12 protein-coding genes are annotated in these 17,038 nt (G+C 49.0%); 7 read left to right on the forward strand and 5 right to left on the reverse strand.

Annotated features, from left to right (window positions below; all coding sequences use genetic code 11):
* Positions 1–5: 5 nt before the first annotated feature.
* The gene (locus JSU04_07650; GenBank protein MBS1970167.1) at positions 6–1,805 is read right to left on the reverse strand and encodes a long-chain fatty acid--CoA ligase; all 1,800 of its coding nucleotides are present in this window, start codon (positions 1,803–1,805) and stop codon (positions 6–8) included.
* Between the two features lie 3 nt (positions 1,806–1,808).
* Entirely contained in the window at positions 1,809–3,881 is a 2,073-nt protein-coding gene (locus JSU04_07655; GenBank protein ID MBS1970168.1) for a serine/threonine protein kinase, read from the reverse strand.
* A 70-nt stretch (positions 3,882–3,951) separates the two neighbouring features.
* Between JSU04_07655 and JSU04_07660 the strand changes: the two genes are divergently transcribed.
* The gene (locus JSU04_07660) at positions 3,952–4,563 is read left to right on the forward strand and encodes a dephospho-CoA kinase (protein ID MBS1970169.1); all 612 of its coding nucleotides are present in this window, start codon (positions 3,952–3,954) and stop codon (positions 4,561–4,563) included.
* On the opposite strand, the gene JSU04_07665 is transcribed toward JSU04_07660, so the two are convergent.
* A complete protein-coding gene (locus JSU04_07665) occupies positions 4,560–5,222 on the reverse strand; it encodes a thermonuclease family protein (GenBank protein MBS1970170.1) in 663 nt (220 codons plus the stop codon). The two genes, JSU04_07660 and JSU04_07665, sit on opposite strands and share 4 nt — an antisense overlap.
* 38 nt (positions 5,223–5,260) lie before the next feature.
* Positions 5,261–5,659, reverse strand: a complete 399-nt coding sequence (locus JSU04_07670; GenBank protein MBS1970171.1) for a hypothetical protein — start codon at positions 5,657–5,659, stop codon at positions 5,261–5,263.
* A 216-nt stretch (positions 5,660–5,875) separates the two neighbouring features.
* On the opposite strand from JSU04_07670, the gene JSU04_07675 reads away from it, so the two are divergent.
* The gene (locus JSU04_07675) at positions 5,876–7,066 is read left to right on the forward strand and encodes a hypothetical protein (protein MBS1970172.1); all 1,191 of its coding nucleotides are present in this window, start codon (positions 5,876–5,878) and stop codon (positions 7,064–7,066) included.
* Between the two features lie 138 nt (positions 7,067–7,204).
* On the opposite strand, the gene JSU04_07680 is transcribed toward JSU04_07675, so the two are convergent.
* Positions 7,205–7,927 (reverse strand): hypothetical protein, encoded by a 723-nt coding sequence (locus tag JSU04_07680; GenBank protein MBS1970173.1) that lies wholly within the window; start codon positions 7,925–7,927, stop codon positions 7,205–7,207.
* 234 nt (positions 7,928–8,161) lie between these two features.
* Between JSU04_07680 and JSU04_07685 the strand changes: the two genes are divergently transcribed.
* Genes JSU04_07685 through JSU04_07705 form a run of 5 tightly spaced genes read left to right on the forward strand, consistent with a single transcriptional unit; the run spans position 8,162 to position 16,993 of the window.
* Entirely contained in the window at positions 8,162–9,202 is a 1,041-nt protein-coding gene (locus tag JSU04_07685; GenBank protein MBS1970174.1) for a hypothetical protein, read from the forward strand.
* A gap of 17 nt (positions 9,203–9,219) precedes the next feature.
* Positions 9,220–10,053, forward strand: a complete 834-nt coding sequence (locus JSU04_07690) for a hypothetical protein (GenBank protein ID MBS1970175.1) — start codon at positions 9,220–9,222, stop codon at positions 10,051–10,053.
* Positions 10,050–11,156: a hypothetical protein gene (locus tag JSU04_07695; GenBank protein MBS1970176.1), complete on the forward strand. Its 1,107-nt coding sequence runs from the start codon at positions 10,050–10,052 to the stop codon at positions 11,154–11,156. Before JSU04_07690 ends, JSU04_07695 begins: the two co-directional genes overlap by 4 nt.
* An 18-nt stretch (positions 11,157–11,174) precedes the next feature.
* Positions 11,175–13,916 carry a PD-(D/E)XK nuclease family protein gene (locus JSU04_07700; GenBank protein ID MBS1970177.1) on the forward strand — a complete coding sequence of 914 codons (2,742 nt, stop codon included), beginning with the start codon at positions 11,175–11,177 and terminating at the stop codon, positions 13,914–13,916.
* A complete protein-coding gene (locus JSU04_07705; GenBank protein ID MBS1970178.1) occupies positions 13,892–16,993 on the forward strand; it encodes a UvrD-helicase domain-containing protein in 3,102 nt (1,033 codons plus the stop codon). The genes JSU04_07700 and JSU04_07705 overlap by 25 nt, the downstream gene beginning before the upstream one ends.
* The last annotated feature ends 45 nt before the right edge of the window (positions 16,994–17,038 follow it).

Here is a 17,038-nt window from a genome sequence, read left to right on the forward strand (position 1 = left end):
GCCTCTTAGTTGTAAAGGCTGTCGATTTCTTTTTGGTAACGCTGAGTTAAAACCTTGCGTTTAACTTTGAGAGACGGAGTGAGTTCGCCGCCTTCGATGGTGAACTCCACCGGCAAAATCAAGAATCTTTTAATGCTTTCATAGCTTGCAAGATCTGCATTGGTTTCCGCAATATGATCGCGAACAATGTCTTGCACCCAGGGACGCGAGACTAGTTCTTTCCAATCGCTGAAGCTTTCGCCACGCTCTTTGGCCAAAGCCTGCAGATAAATCGGGTCCACCGTCAAGAGTGCCACGATATACTTCTTCTGATCACCGGCAATGAGTGCCTGAGTGACCATCGGACTGAGTTTGAGTAAGCCTTCGATTTTTTGCGGAGCTACGTACTTACCACCGGCTGTTTTAATCAGGTCTTTCTTGCGGTCGGTGATTTTAAGATCGCCGCCTTGAAGAATCTGGCCGATATCGCCGGTATGGAACCAGCCGTCTGTCATGACTTCGGCAGTGGCTTCAGGATTTTTATAGTACTCTTTCATCACTTTGTGACTGCGCACGAGGATTTCGCCGTCTTCAGCGATTTTTAATTCAACGTCACCGATTGCGCGGCCGACGGATCCAAATCTGTAATTGAATGGAGTATTGACGGTAATTGCAGCTGTTGTTTCTGTCAGGCCGTAACCTTCCAGAATCAACACGCCAGCAGCATGAAAGAAGCTAGAAATATCTGAAGCGAGTGGGGCGCCACCACTAATTGCAAAACGCAGGCGACGGCCGAAAGCAAGCTTGATCTTATTAAGCACAAGCCTTTGCGCCAATTCATAGGTCGCCAGCAATTCCAGAGGAATCGTCTGATGAGTGAGTTTTAATTCAGTGATGCGGCGGCCGACACCCATTGCCCAAGTAAAAAGCTTTTTCTTTACCGGTGAAGCGTCGATTTGCGTGCTGATAGCTGCGTATACTTTTTCAAAAATACGCGGCACGGAGATCAAGAACGTCGGTTCGATTTCGGCCAAATTAGAGCGCACTTTTTCGACACTTTCGGCAAACGCCATAGTGTAGCCCATGTAAGCATGAGCCCAATGCTCAATACGGCCTAAGATGTGTGCGTAAGGCAAGAACGTCAGAGAGACGTCGGTATCATCCACTCCGAAAATCGGAAAGGCTTCGCTGATTTCAGAGATAATCTGCGTATGAGTGATCACAACCCCTTTTGGCAAACCGGTGGTCCCCGAAGTGTAGAGCAGGGTTGCTGTATCAGACATTTTTTGCGAACGGCAGAGATCTTCAAACGCTGTTGAATTCTTTTTAAGAGTGGCGCGGCCTTTTTCTTCGATCTGAGACCACGAGAAAATATTTGCTGCCGTCTTGGTCTTAGGAGCTTCCATCAGGATAATGAATTCAACGGACGGGCACTTTGGCTGAACCTCGTTCCAAACACGCAGCAGAGCTTCATTTTCAAGGATCAAAACTCGGCTTTCAGAATTGTTCAGAATGTATTCAACATCCGCCGGCGTATTATTCTGATAAACAGAAATCACAACGGCGTGAACGCCCATTGCCGCATGATCGGCCACAGACCATTCATACCGAGTATTGGCCATGATGGCCACGCGTTCTTTGGGTTTGACCCCCAAAGCAAGAAGGCCTGCACCAAAAGCTTCGATGTCGGAATAATATTCCGGCCATGTTTTACTGATCCAACGATCGCGTTGTTTAAACATGATTGCTTTGGCGGCTGTTCTTGTTTTAAACGCAAGAAGACTATGTCCGAGCGGTGTGGTTGGGGTGGTGTTTTTTCGGTTCATAGTTTACTGGCCTGAAGGCTTTCGTTGATCCACTCCGAGGATCAGATCCACGGATTTCTTTTGGTTCGCCTCGACCTTCACAATCTGCTCCGCAGAGAGTTTCGAGAATGGATCGTAAGCATTGATTCGCACGGGAGTACCGGCAGGAATAGCGTATTTCTGAATTGGTGGCTTTTCACCGAGTCGGATGCCATTCACATAGATCACTGTATTTAAACCGCCATTAGCAACGGAGATTGAAATGTAAGCGGCTTTCTGGGCCGGTTGCATCGACATAGTGAAAGTCGAGCCGTTTTGCATAGCGCGGATCGTGCCTTCATAGTTGAGGTAACCTTCTTTTTTCAGAGTCACAACATAGTCTTTGAAAGATTCCAAAGAACGGCGGTTCGGAGTGTAGGCTCCGGTATCTTCGCCATTGATGTAAATTCTTGCACCGATCGGTTCACTCACGAGCAAGACGGTGTATTGAGACGTCGAAGCAGATGTTGTCTCTTGTGGCGTTTGATCCGGCGGCAATTGTTGTTGCTGCGGAGGCGGTTGCGGCTGTTGTTGCTGCGCTTGTTGTTGGTGCTGTTGAACTGGAGGCGTGTTCACGGCAACTGGCGGCTGACCTAAAATTCCGCGAACCACTCTTTGTCCTGCTGGAGTATTATAGAAGTACCAGCCACCAAATAGAGTCCCAGCAGCAATGACGGCAACAAGACCCCACGTCACAGCTTGCTCTACCAAGAGAGAATGACTGGAGGTGGTTTTGAACTTCGTCGAAGTATAAGTGTTCGTAACACGGGTGTTTGGATTAATGCCTGTAGTGGCGCGTCTTTCCGCTTCACCTTTATAGAATTGTTTGCGAGGAGACGCGGCTTCGCCGGCCCCTTTCAAACTATCCAGGTTGATTTTAACGTCATTGCTGGACACGTTCAGATCGAGGGCCTGATCATCTTCAACAGTGAAGCTCGCATCACCAGGCATTCCCGGTGTTGGGGCGGTATTAGTATAGACAGTAGTAGGAGCTTGGTTCGGGATCTGCGCGATTTGCGCTACGACCTCGGTTTTGTTGCCCACCATGCGAGTCACCAAAGTTTTGTCGTCCTGAGTTTGAACAGCAAGCTTTGAGTACTCTACCAAGCGGCGTTTTTGCTCCAGGTAAATTTGCGAGAAAGCCGTTTTCACAAACACCGAGAAATCATGCGGAGAGAACTCCGGATACTGTGTATTCAAGAAGCGGTTCAAATCGCGGTGCAGAGCTGCGGCTGTTTGATAGCGCAAGCTCTTATCTTTTGCCAAAGCCTTATTAACGATACGTTCAAGCTCTGGCGGCACTGATGGATTGATTTTACGGATGCTTGGGATTTGGCACTCGCGGATTTTACGCAAGATCGCCGCCTCACTGCTGGAAGTGAAGAGACGGTCGTTTGCCAACAGTTCCCATAGAACGATACCAAGTGAGAAAATATCCGTGCGCAAGTCGATCGGCATGCCGTCAGCTTGCTCAGGACTCATGTAGCCGAATTTTCCTTTAAGAGTGCCGGCTTTAGTGGCTTCCATCTGAGTTTCGGCTTTCGCGATACCGAAGTCGATGATTTTTACTTCACCCTCGAAGCTGACCATGATGTTCTGCGGACTCATATCACGGTGAGTGATATTGAGCGGGCGGCCCGTGCTGCCATCGATACAACGATGGGCGTGATCAAGACCTGCAGCAACTTCTTTTATGATGTAGACGATTTGATCGATCGTGAATTGCACGTTCGACTTTTTCATCTCGTTCACGATTTGGCGAAGGTTGCGACCTTCAACATATTCCATGACAAGGAAGAACTGCTTATACTCAACCCCGAAGTCATAGATGGAAACGACGTTCCCGTGATTCAAGTTCACGGCGATTTTCGCTTCTTCTTTGAACATGTCGATGTATTCTTGGCTTTCGGAGTGTTGTGGGAGGATGCGCTTCACAGCAACGAACTTGTTCACGCCAACGGCACCCACGGATTTCGCAAGGTACACCTCGGCCATGCCACCAGTGGCAAGCTTCTCGAGCAGGAGATATTTTCCAAATTGTTCGAGCTGTGAAGACATTAAATTCGTTTCCTCTTATGAAAAATATCGGTAAAATGGCGAAAGCACTTAAGGAATCTGGACCTTTAAAATGATGAAATGGATTGGCCTCACAGGCGGTATCGCTACCGGCAAAAGCACAGTGACCAAGCGTCTTAGGACCTTGGGCTATGACGTATTGGATGCAGATGAGGTCTCTCACCGGGTCACAAGTCTGGGCGCTGATCCAGCCAGGAGCGCTTTGCCGCAGATTTTCCAGACCTTTGGAGAGTCCGTGAAGAATTCCGACGGAAGTTTGAACCGGAAGGCTTTAGGGGCCCTCGTCTTTGGTCATACTGAGGAGCGTAAGAAACTTGAGGCTATCATCCATCCTTTGGTCCGGGCTCAGGTGGCCGCAGAAAAATCACGTCTGGAGAAGTCCGGTAAGACTGTCGCGTTTTATGACGTTCCTTTGTTGTACGAAAAACAAATGGAAAAGGATTTTGATGCCGTGGTCTTGGTTTCTACGACTGAGAAGCTACAACTAGAGCGCTTAAAAAATCGTAACGGTTTTACCGAGACCGAAGCTTTGGTGCGGGTCCAGTCGCAAATGCCGCTGAAAGAAAAAGAAAGCAAGACTCCTTATGTGATTCATAACACCAAGGATCTTGCTTTCTTAGATTCTGAGATCGACCGCGTTTTGCGCGCTCTTAAAATTTTTTAAAAAGAATAGCCCGCGCTTTTTGCCAAGCCTTCATCTGGAAAGAACACGCGATTCCAGACGGGAACTTGCGCACTGTCCTCTGGGGAGTACAAACGCTTTGTTTGTAAATCACCGACGATATTGAGGCCGATTTGATGGCGAGACGTTAGACGGAACTCATAGGGCGGTTGGGTTTCGCGGAACTTCGCCGAGAACAGGCCGAGCTGATTGTCGACCGCGAATTTTGCCAGCGCGCTGTATTCCACGGCGATTTTCTTATCAAATGGAAAAATGAAATAGAAATAGCCCCAGCCATTTTTTAGCATCTCTCGGTTTACTTCAACGCCGTCTGCAAAGATGCGCCCAAGGACACGGTTGTGTTTGTCAAAGCCATCGCCATCGAAGTCAACTGTGGCTGTTGAGCCCACAGGAACAAGGCTGCGCAAAAAATCACGGGCCGCGAAGGCCGCTTCGCCTTGAGTGTGTTCAAAGAACTCCACTTCGGGAGTATCCACGCCCAGCATGCGCACTTTATATTTTTTATTATTTTCTGATGGAACTTGAATCGTCAGAGTGTCACCGTCATGGACATCCACGACCTTGCCGGTCAGGCTGTCGGCAGAGCTTGCGAGGGATATAAATAGAACCAGCAGACAAAGAAGGGGCGAGAGTTTTTGCATGGGGCGAAAGCTAGCAAATAAGCCGCCGAAAAGCAGCTTTAGAAAGCAAAGCCTAAAGACATTTCAAATTGAGGGCCGATCAGGGCGTAGCTCACTCCCACTTCGCCCTGAAGGCGCTGATCCAGCTTAAAAAGGTCATCAAGACCTACAAGGGCCATCGCCTGGATCTTTTTTATATTGAAAATGGAACCTAGACCATCTGTCGAGTCGATGAGGTCACCCACAGCGAACTTGTAGTAGGGCATGGTGACGTCTTCGAGTGGGAAATAGAACTTCTTACCGACAACAAGGTGAATAAAATTATCCTTTGCCGTCGCGATTTCGATCTCCCACGTGTTGAGGGGCTCACGCAAGAAGTCGTATCTCAATCCATAGTAATAAAGCTGTGCGGATTGATTGGTTTCTTTGAGTGCTCCACCGATAAAGCCCGCGCGCACCGACCAGTTTCTTTCGGTTCTTTCGGAACTAAAGATGGGGTCACTGTTTTCTTTGGGGGAAAGTTCAATAGAAGGCGGTTGAGTCTCTATGACGGGGGCAGAGTATGCTGCAAGCCCGCTCAAGACCAAGGTCAAAAAAAATATGGAAGCATAAAGACGCATACAAGAAAGTATATTTTACGAATACAATTTTTGGAAAGTCTTATTGGAGGAATTATGGTTCTTGGGAGAGGGAAGCTCCTTGTGTCGGTCCTTGCGGTTTTAGCTTCTGGACCTTTCAGTTTTGCGGCTGATGACACCGGTGTTAGTTTTAGAATTCATCATCAATATCAATCGCCACGGGCCCTGAGTATGGGTGATGCTTTCGTTGCAGTGGCGAATGACTACAGTGCGATTTTCTATAATCCGGCGGGCCTTGCTCGACGCACGGACGGCGAGGTGAATCTTTCTTTGGATGTCGGTGCGACGCCAAAGTTTGCCGATTTCTCCAAGCAAATCGAAGATGCGCAAAACACTCCTGGATCTGATTCCGATAAACAGCAAGCGATCATGAATGTGATCAATGCCAACGCCGGTAACTCTTACGGCTTGCGCGTGATGGGTCCTTCGGGAATCTGGGTTCGCCCGAATTGGGGGATTGCGGTTTTGCCTGCGGATGTGACTGTTCAGATGGATCTTCATAATCAAGTCGGTCCGGCGATCAATACGACGGTGTATGCGGATACGACTCTGGCTTACGCTTATGCACGCGACTTTGACTGGATTCCTGATTCTCGTTTCTCAATGGGGATCACGGGTAAATTCGTGAACCGTGGTTACTTCAGTAAACCGATCACGGCGATCGAAGCGGCGACGGATCCTAACCTTATTAAAAAAGAAGACTTGCTCGAAGGTTACACAGTGGATGCGGATATCGGTGCCTTGTGGACTCCGAATATTCCTTCAGAGGGTTTGCTGTCTTGGTTGTCGTTGGCGAAGCCGACTTTCGGTGCAGTTGTTCGTAACGTCGGTGAAGTGGGTTTCGGTCAGTCTTTGAAACTCATCAATAAAGAGAAAACAGCAGCTCCTGAGAAGCTCTACCGTGTTTTAGATCTCGGTTCGCGTTGGGAGTATCCGTCTTTGTGGATCTTTAGCGGCCGCGGGACTCTCGACATCCGCGATATCGGTCATCCGCTCTTCAGTCTCCGTAAGGGTTTGCATGCCGGTCTTGAATTCGACTGGACCGTGTTCAGCTGGTGGAAGGGTCATTACAACGTCGGTATCAGCGAAGGTTATCTGACAGCCGGTTTGGGCGCCCAATTCGCCCTCTTCAACTTAGACGTTGTCACCTACGGCGAAGACGTCGGCCCTCAAGGCACCCCACAAGAAAACCGCACCTACATGGCCCGCCTCAACATCAACTTCTAAAAGGTACCAGGTCGCTTTTCAGAATTGACTTCTGAAAAGCTCCGAAATGCGGATCTTTAAAAAACAAAACCCCCGAAAATATCGGGGGTTTTTTATTTGTACTTATATTGTCAATTCCGAAAAGCGACCTGGTACCTTTTAGTTGGACCACTTGGCGATGACTGCGGCGCCGACGGCTGCTGGATCGCTGATGTTTACGCCGTTCAAGGCTTCGTCGAGCTGTTCGCAGATGGATTGGTTCGAGGCGCTGCCTGATTGGCAGCTTGCTGCATAAGTTGAAGAAACCACTGTGCCGATGGCTGAGATTGTTGCGGCGTTTGTTCCAGAGCTAGGATTGTTTTTCAGATCGTTTAACGCATTGTTAATGTCCGTCGATGTCGGTGTCGTACCTGTTCCGCTAAGGGCATTTGCCACTTTCGCGAGAGTCGTTGAAGTACTGGCCATCGTTCCCAACAGCATTAAACCTTTTGAACCGGTTTTGTTGCAATATTCGAAAGTCTGATTCGCGACCGTCAAGTTTTCATCCACCGTGGAGCCACTGTTTTTGAATGTCATGACACTCATGAAAGCTTCCGTGTTACTTGTCGAGTTGTTATCAAATGCATCGAAGGCTTGTTTGAAGCGGGCAGGCTGAGTGAAACCCTCTGCAATAAAATTCGCAGAGCAGCGGATTGCGTAGGCGCCGGTTTTTTCGATGCCATCGACCATCGCTTTGCACTCGGCCGCAGTGGCTTGTGTTGCTTTATCTAAGCACAATTGTGCTTCACCGATTTTGTCGGCGTCTTTTTTACCGCAAGACACGAGAGCCGTGGTTGCTGTTAGGGCCAAAATTGTAGCTAGGTTCTTTCTTCCATTGATCATCGAAAACGTCCTCCGCAAAGCAAATGTCTCTCTATTATTCTACGGCAGTTTCCCGGCGGGGACTAAAATTTATTCCTCAAGACCTAAGTTGAGCCAGCCGCGACCTAGGCCAGTATTTCTGGGCGATGTCTCAACTTGAGAGGCATTTCTGCCGATGGGAAAAGCAACGTCTATGAGGACGTGGGATATAAGATGAAAAGGATTTCGACGATATTCTGGATATTCAGTGGATTGCTGCTCAGCGCGCACACGACGTGGGCCCGCGAGCTGCATCCATTCTATGAAGGCGTGCGCGGGCTCGGCATGGGCGGAGCGCAGATCGCCACGGTGAACGACGAAACAGCCTTGCTGATCAATCCGGCGGCTCTCGGAAAACTGCGCGATTTCTACGGTACGGTCTTCGATCCAGAACTCGATTTGTCGAACAACTTGAATAGCATGAATCAAACTTCTTCCATCACGCAACCATTTAGCATCTCTTCAATTAAAGACACCGTTGCGGCTTCACCTGAAACTTACTATCACGCGAAATTTCAGCTCTTCCCGTCGATGGTAGCGAAAAACTTCGGGATTGGTATTTACACAAACTATCTTTTGGATACGGAAATGAATGCCGCCGGTACGAGTATGGATACTTACTACCGTAATGATCTCGCTTTGGCATTAGGATACAACTTCCGTTTCTTTGATGGCAGGGTCAAATTGGGTTTTAATGCAAAACTCATCAATCGTATCGAGGTTGATAATCAGACTTTGGATCCGAGCGGACCTCTGGATTTAAAGTCGATCGCTTCGGAAGGCACGGGACTCAGTACAGATGTTGGCTTGATGCTAACAGCACCGTGGTCATTGCTTCCGACAATCAGTGCGGTTATGCATGATGTGGGAAATACGACTTTTGATAAAGCAGACGGGGTTCGTCTCAGCGCGAACAGCCGTCCCAATATGGTGCCTCAGGATGTCGATGTGGCAATGGCGATCTTTCCAATACACTCGAACAGAGTGCGATCGTCTTGGACGGTGGAATACCGTGGCTTATTAACATCATCTCAAGTGGATGATAAATCCAAATTGATACATGGAGGAGTCGAATTCAACTTCAGCGACATCTTCTTTGTGCGCGCGGGTTATAATCAAAGATATTACACAGCAGGTTTAGAACTGGCTTCGGAAAAACTTCAGTTTCAGCTTGCGACTTACGGCGAAGAAATCGGTAACGGCACAGTCACTCGTGAAGACCGACGAACCGTCTTTAAGTTCTCGTATCGATTCTAATTTGGAGAGATCGAAAAATGAGATGGAATTTGTTTAAAATACTGCAGATCCTGATCATCGTAGCCGGTACGCTGTCGTGTACGGGCTCGAATCTCTATAAGGATCTTGCATCTAATAAAGAATCTGACGAAGCGCTGTTTGAGGACGCGCAGAAGTTGATCGATGACGGCAATTACACTGCCGCCATTACAAAATTGCAGTCCACGACGACGGCGTTTCAAGCGGAATCCCGTACTAAAGAAAGTCTCGCGGGAGCTTATGCCGCTCGCTGTGGGATGGAGTTCTTACCCTTTGTCAGAAACTTGACCGGCGGCAGTGCGACCGGGCTTTTTAAGCTCGCAATGAACGGGTTTGTCGGTGTGGATACGGCTAACTATGCGGACTGCCAGACGGCGGAGGCCCTCATCGAGGGCATTGGAGCTATCGGATCGAGAACTCAGAGCCAGAATTTATTTCTGATGATTCTGGAGCTGGCTAAGATGGGAAATCGCATTCGTTCTGTTGCCGACATCGCGCCGACTTCTACGGGCGATGGCACGGTGGATGGCACCTACAACTGCAGAACCAGCGTTCCTATTGCCACAGTTCAAGAAATTATGGCGAGCTTTTATAAGTTCATTGCCCAATTTGCCGTCGTAGGTGGAACTCTCAGTGGTGTTGGTGATATCACCACGTTCATTCACGATTATGGCGCGGCACTTCCGGCATTGGATTATAGTGGAGGCAGTGGCGCCGGTGCAGATGAATTAGACAGTCCGATCATCATTGGTCGTGCTTTGATGAATGCTCAAAGTTTTGGAATTGGAAGCTGTAATAATCCTGATCCTACACAGTGTGTTTGCCCGCCATGAGAAGTCTCGTAACGGCCCTCCTCATTCTAATTTCGGCACGCGCGCAAGCCGGCGAAGTCATTGAGACTCACCATAACGTGAGGGGCAATGGAATGGGTGGCATTTATATGTCCATCGTGAACGACTCCAATGCTATCTTTGTCAACCCCGCGGCGCTCGGCAGAACTTCGGGGCTGAACTGGCAAGTGATGAATGTGGAGTTCGGTATTAATGGGGTCGACGTTTATAATGACTTCCGTGATATCGACACAAGTGATCCAAACAGTTTCAGTCAATTTTTCGGTAAGGATGTTTGGATTCGCGCCGGCGGTAAAACTGCAGTGACGTTGCCATTTTTCGGAGTGGGTGCCTACACGGATACTCAGACCCACTTGGTGCTGCATAATCCGGCATTTCCGCAGTTTGATACAACTTTCTTGAGCGACTATGGCCTTGTTGCTGGCGGAGCATTTCCGCTGGGACCGACTTCCTATGGCGGTATTTCATTTAAGCGCATCACGCGCTGGGGTGGTCAGCAAGACATCGATTTGGGTGTGATCGCGAGCGGAAGCCTTTCCAGCATCGGTGATCAATTTCAAAACAAAGGAAATGGTTACGGTATCGACTTGGCGGCGCAAACGACGATCCCCGTGCCACTCTTCAACCCGACGTTCTCGCTGGTATGGCAGGATGTGGGCTCGACGGCATTTACGAAATCAGCAGGAGCTGATGCGCCACCGCGTATTCATGACAATTTAAGTTTGGGTATTTCCACTCTGACGGATTTGCCGGGGCTCGATTGGACAATGGGGTTTGAGTATCGTCATATTACAGAGAGCGAATATCCATTGGGGCAGAAACTGCATCTCGGTACGGAAGTGTCTTTGCCGTTCATTGATTTGCGTGGCGGTATCAATCAGGGCTACGCAACCTATGGGGCAGGCATTAACTTTCTCTTTATTCGTCTTGATGCTGCGATGTACACAGAAGAAATTGGGGCCTATCCGGGCCAGACTCCTCAAAATCGAGTTGAGATCGGCCTCAGTCTAGATTTGAGTTTTGACGCCGATTTTAATCTGACAAGCGCCGACGGAAAAAAACGTAAGTTGAAACAACGTCGTTAGTCTTTTATAGTCTGGGGAATGTTGAAGATCGTCCAGATTTCCTCACCTTCGCAAATCGAAGAACTTTTTGCTTCGTTCAATCCTCAGACCCAATCTTGGGTGGTGTCGGATCTTCGTACAAAACTCGAAATGCAAAAACTGCTCATCGCGCGCCAAGGTTATTTTTTGGACAGCGCCGTTTTGCGTGCGAGCGATCTGTGGAAGCAGTTGCTGAAGCGACTTTCACCGGACCTGCGTATTGTCTCGAAAGACTTTGCGCGCTCATTGCTACGCTCTTTTGTTGATCAAAACAGCGAGGCTTTCCAAATTAACTCCACATCCGAGAAGAGCTTGTTTAACTACATGACTCAGCTGGCGCCATTGGCATTGGCGGCGGATTCTGATGAGCAGATTTCAAAGTGGTTTGAGGATCATCCCGAAATTTCTTTGCGCTGGCAGAGCTGGTACCTCCTTGCCAGAATTGCTCTGCGCTGGATGATTCACGAGAAGAAAGTCATTATTGCCGATTGGATTCCTAGTTACCTGCAAGAGATCGACGGGCTTGAGACCGCTTGGGATCATGATCTGATTGTTGACTTGGGCTCGGAAGTTTCAACGGTTGAGGCCGAAGTCTTTCAGCGTTTAAGCCACAAGCAAGAAGTGCTGGTGATTGAGCCGCGTCCTGTCTGGCATGAAGAATTCAAATATCTTTTGCAGCCTTACGAGTACTTACGACCACAAGCCGCCAAGGTTGAAGTGCTGAAGCCGTTAGGGGGCGCCCCTGCACCGGTAGAAACCCTGCGCCTTTCCGGAATGTTGGCCGAAGTAAAAAACACCTGCAGCCAAATTCGTACTTGGCTTGCCGCCGGAGTAAAGCCCGCACAGATCGCGGTGATTGCTCCGGATATCGAGATGTACTGGCCGGTGATGAGTTCCTATCTTGAGCAAGAAGGAATTCCTTTTCAAAAAGATCTCAGTGTGAAGCTGCAGAGCTTGCCAGCGTTACAGCAGTGGATTGCGACTTTGCGTGCGCAGACTTCGCGGGTGACGTCGGCCGATCTTGAAGTCTCATTTTACGCGCGTCCTGAAGCTCAGATGCTTCGCTATGAGGAATTCGTGGCGCTTTTTAAAGCCATTTATGGCGAAGAAGATCTCGCGCGCGAAGAGAAAGTCTACAAGCTTTATCACGGGATCGATGATCTCAGTAAAACTTTGTCGCGGGATCAGTTCTTAGCTCAAGCTTTAAAATCCTGGCAGCGTGGTGAAAAGCAAACCGATATGTTGATCGTGGTTTTGCGTGAGGTTTTCCAGAACGCCGCTGCAAAGATTGAACTTAGCTATAAAGAGTGGATGACTTACCTCGAAAACATTCTTGCCAATAAAGAGATGAAAGCTGTCAACGGTTCTGCAGAGGGCATAGTTGTCACGCAGCTGATGTCAGCACAATCGTATAAAATGTCTTACAAGATTTTCCTCGGCCTTTGCGATGAGAATCTCAAGAACCGCGAACGTAGCCATATCCTGGGTGCGGATTTGAACCGCTTGGCGTTGGATCTTGGTTTCTATTTGGAGCATCCGGATCATTCGTTTAAGGAGTTCCAATTGCGTTGGCTGGCGGAAGCTCCTGGCGAAAAGAATCTCTACTGCTTTGGCTTGGCGGATTTTTCCGGCGGCCTGTTGTCACCCTCGAATTTCTGGATGAGCTTGAAGCCCGCTGAAGCGATCGCTCTTCCAGGCGCCACTCGCTGGGATGCCCTTCAATGCGCGCAGGACGAAAAGATTTTGGATCTCCGTGGCCGCACCACCAGCGAAAAAGAGCTCTTTAATACACGCCTCGAGATCGACCGCGGCCGTATGTCGATTCCAAGTTTAGAACTCAAGCAAACTCCAAGTTTGTCGGCTTCGCAGATTGAACGTTATTTGCAATGTCCGTTTGTCTTTGCATCACAAAAGATTTTTAAGCTCCAAGATCATCCGGATCTGGATCTCGATGAAGATGCGCGCAGCAAGGGGACTCTGGCCCATGCACTCTTTGAGAAACTGACTTACCCGGAATTCCGTGGCGATTTAGACGATGCGCAGATTGATCAGGTCCTTGAGGAGCTGAAAGCGGATAATAAAGTGACGCTGGCAGATCCACGTTTATGGACGTCGATGAAGCGCCGGTATCTGGCATTGGCAAAACGATTCCTGCAGTTCGAAAAAGAATGGCGCCGTGAGTTCCCGGACACGGTGACTCTGGCTGCTGAGAAGGCGTTTGAATTTTATTTCAACCCACAAAACGGCGAAGTTCATCGCGAAGCCAAAGAAGGCACGCTCAAGTTTTCAGGCAAGATCGACCGGATTGACCGCCATCGCTCGACAGACCATCACGTCGTCATTGATTACAAATCGAGCCACGCGGCTTATAAAAATCATTCGGCCTGGCTTGAGAACCAAGAGCTGCAGTTGCTGTTTTATATGTGGGCGCTGGAAAAGGAAATGCTCGAGGAAGTCAGTGGTGAAGTGGTCGGAGCTTTCTATTACAGTTTTAAAGATTTCCACCGCGAAAAAGGTTTCCAGCTCGAGGAGCATGCGGGGCCTTTGTTCAGACCCGCAGGCCGTAAAGGTGTCAAAGCCTCAGGCGAAGACAAGAAAGAGCTCCTCACCAAGTTTGAGCAGATCATTCTTGAAGTCGTCGTTAAAATCCAGAAAGGCGAAATTGAACCGCGTCCTTTCGATGTTAAAACATGTCAGTCTTGTGAATGGAGTGTGCTGTGCCGGGCGCCGCATCTGAATTAAGAGATATCATCCTCAGAGCCGGTGCCGGGGCGGGTAAGACCACGACTCTGACGCATTTGTTTTTGAACTATGCTTCGGACTTTAAACAGAAAAACCAGCGTTTTCCACGCATTGTAGTGACGACGTTCACGCGTAAAGCCACGCAGGAATTAAAAGAGCGTTTATTGCTGCTGGCTCTGGAGCAAAAGCGTGAGGATCTGTTTCATTACATCACGAACAAATCCCAAGTGCAGATCTCGACAATCCACGGGGTCTTGAGCCTTTTCTTAGGCCGTTATGGCAATAAGATCGGTCTCAGTTCAGATTTTAAACTCCTCTCGGGACCGCAAGAGGTCCTGGTACGCAGAAAGATTCTTCGCCGCTTGATTCTGTCTGAGCCCGAGTACGAGTCTTTATTAGAAAGCTATAGCTTCCGCCAGCTCGAAGGAGCTTTGCAGAAGCACTACGAAAATTCGTTTTTGTACAAAAACTTCCGCTACATTCGTAAAGAAGAGTTCGCTCAGGATTTACAAAAGCACCTTGCAGAGCTCGAAGCCCTTCGTAAAGAATGCAGCCAGCAAATTCTGGCTGAAACACAGCAGGCCTCGTGGGTGAAATACGCCGAGGGTCTGCAAAGATTTTCACTGCGAGTCGAAGTCGCAAAAGCGCCTGAAGCGATTCTAGCGATTAAAAATTTCTTTGCCGACAATCCACGGAAGCCTTCACTCAGTGCCAAGAGTCCTGCGGTGAGTACCGAGACGGGTGATATGCTGGCAAGCTTGGTTGAAGCCTTAAAAGATCTTTTGGATTCTCCGGAATACATGCCTTCTTATTGGGAAGAGCATGAAAAAAAGAACGAGATCTTCCATAAACTCGCGGAGAATTTCACCAAGGACTTGTTTGAAACGAAAATGACTTCGGGCTCGATCACCATGGGTGATTTGGAGCTTCTATCGCTAAAGCTCGTCAATGAGTCTCCGGAAGCCTGCCAAAGCTTTGCCAGCGAGTGGGATTACTGGATGATCGATGAATACCAGGACACGAGTCCGATTCAGGTGGCTTTGCTGAAAGCAATGGTCGGCGATCGCAAAAGTTTCGTGGTCGGGGATCCTCAGCAGAGTATTTATCTTTTCCGTGGTGCGCGCTCTGAAGTTTTCCAAGAGAAAATGCTTCAAGTTCATGAATCGGGTGGCGAGGTTCAGGAAAAGCTCGTGAACTACCGCTCGATCCCGAGGTTGTTGCATTTCATTAATTATTACTTCTTAAAATCCAGCGATCAGTTTGCCGCCATGGAACCTGCTCCGGGGAAAGAACTCGGAGATGTGCAAAGTCCGGTGGCCCAGCTGCGATTGATTGAAAAGGCCGAAGCCCTTTCAGGTTTGAGTGAGGAAACTCAAGCAGCTCTTGAAAGAATTCAAGAGCTCATGGCGAACGGTGTAGATGCGGAAAAGATCTGCGTTCTTTCGCGCACTCGCAGTGCGCTGGAGTCTTTGGCAAAAGCGGCGGAAGCTTACGGTGTGCCGGTACAGATTCACGTGGCTGGTGGTTACTTTGCCCGCCGTGAAGTGAAGGATGCTTTGGCGTTCTTAAAGTTCCTGGTGAATCCGCATGACAACGTGAACTTCCTGTCTTGCCTGCGTTCGCCATGGTTGCCGATCAAAGATCAGGATATTTTAAGCTATTGCCATAGCAATGCCTTCTCATTCTGGAGTCAGGCTCTCAAGGTCGTGCCTGAATCTGAAACTCGTCATCCAGTGAACGTGATGAAGAAGTACCTGCAAATGTCACAGGGGCTGGGTTTTAGTTTCGTCCTTCGCCGAATGCTGGTGGAACTGGGGCTTCTGGATTTTGCGCAAAAACTCGATCCAACGGGCCGCCGTGAGGCCAATCTTTGGAAGCTTATTTCAAATCTGTTTGAGCAAGAGCGCAGTCCTGGATTTAACTTCCTCGATTTCCTTGCGGGCTTGCAAGAAAGCCCGGACCTGGAATCCGGTGGCGAGGACTCGGATGCGACTCCGGTCATTGCGCCAAAACGCGTGAATCTGATGACCATCCATGCTTCGAAGGGCTTGCAGTTTGAGCAAGTGATTTTGCTGGGCATGACTTCAAAGCCACGTCTAAGTCAGTCCGAACTTTTCTCAGTCGATGAGGAAACCGGGCAATGGTCTTTGTCACTCATGAACGAAGAGGAGCGTAAAGCTCAGCCATCACGCCTTGCCATCCGCGTGAAAGAGAAATTCAATCAGCGCGAATTGCAAGAACACTTGCGCGTTCTTTACGTGGCACTCACTCGGGCCAAAGACGGCCTGACGATGACTTGGTCCGGAAAGCCGGAGAAAAATTCCTGGGCAGCGACCTGTCCGTTGCAATTGACGACCGGCACTCATCAAGAAAAAGATTTTGCTTATTCGATCCTTGAAGGCTCGTTTGAGCCACAAGTTCAAGTGCGCGAAGAGTTGCAAGAACAACAAGATCCCGGTCCATGGCAAAACGAGAATCTTGAAATCACTCATCAAACGATGGCGGTGACAAAGCTGATCGCTTCGGAAATGGAATCGGCTTCAAAGGCGCAAGCAATCCCTGCAGCTGTCTTGCAAAAAGCTCTTGGAAAAGCTTACCGAGGAACCGAAGCGCACAGAATTTTTGAATCACTGAAGTACACCGATGCGGAAACTGTGATTGAAACTCTGGACGATGAAGAGCTCAAAGAGGCGGTGAAGTTTATTGCCGCGACCAAAGAAATTCCGTTGTTAGATGTGATCCAGCAGGGGCATGTGGAATGGGGATTCAGCTTTCAGCATCAAGATTTCTGGATTCAAGGGCAGATCGACTTGTGGGGAAAAGTCGGTGCAGATATCTGGATTGTTGATTATAAAACCGGCTCCAGCGATTACGCCGCGACGGCCTTTGATCAGCTGAAAGCCTATACGTGGGCTTTGCACCGCATGGGCTTTGTGCAAAAGGATTCGCAAGTTCATCTTGCTGTGGTTTACCCGTTTGAGAAGAAGATCAAAACAGAAAAAAGCCTCGACCTAGTTCAGCTCGAGGCCTCGATTGCCGCTCGCACAGGCTCTGCTTTGGTGGCAGAACTGGCTTGATGGCGGACTGTGAGGTTTTGCGTTGTCTGTGGTGGCTCCGCAGGT

This window comes from Bdellovibrionales bacterium (genome assembly GCA_018266295.1).
Taxonomy (GTDB): Bacteria; Bdellovibrionota; Bdellovibrionia; order Bdellovibrionales; family Bdellovibrionaceae; genus JACMRP01.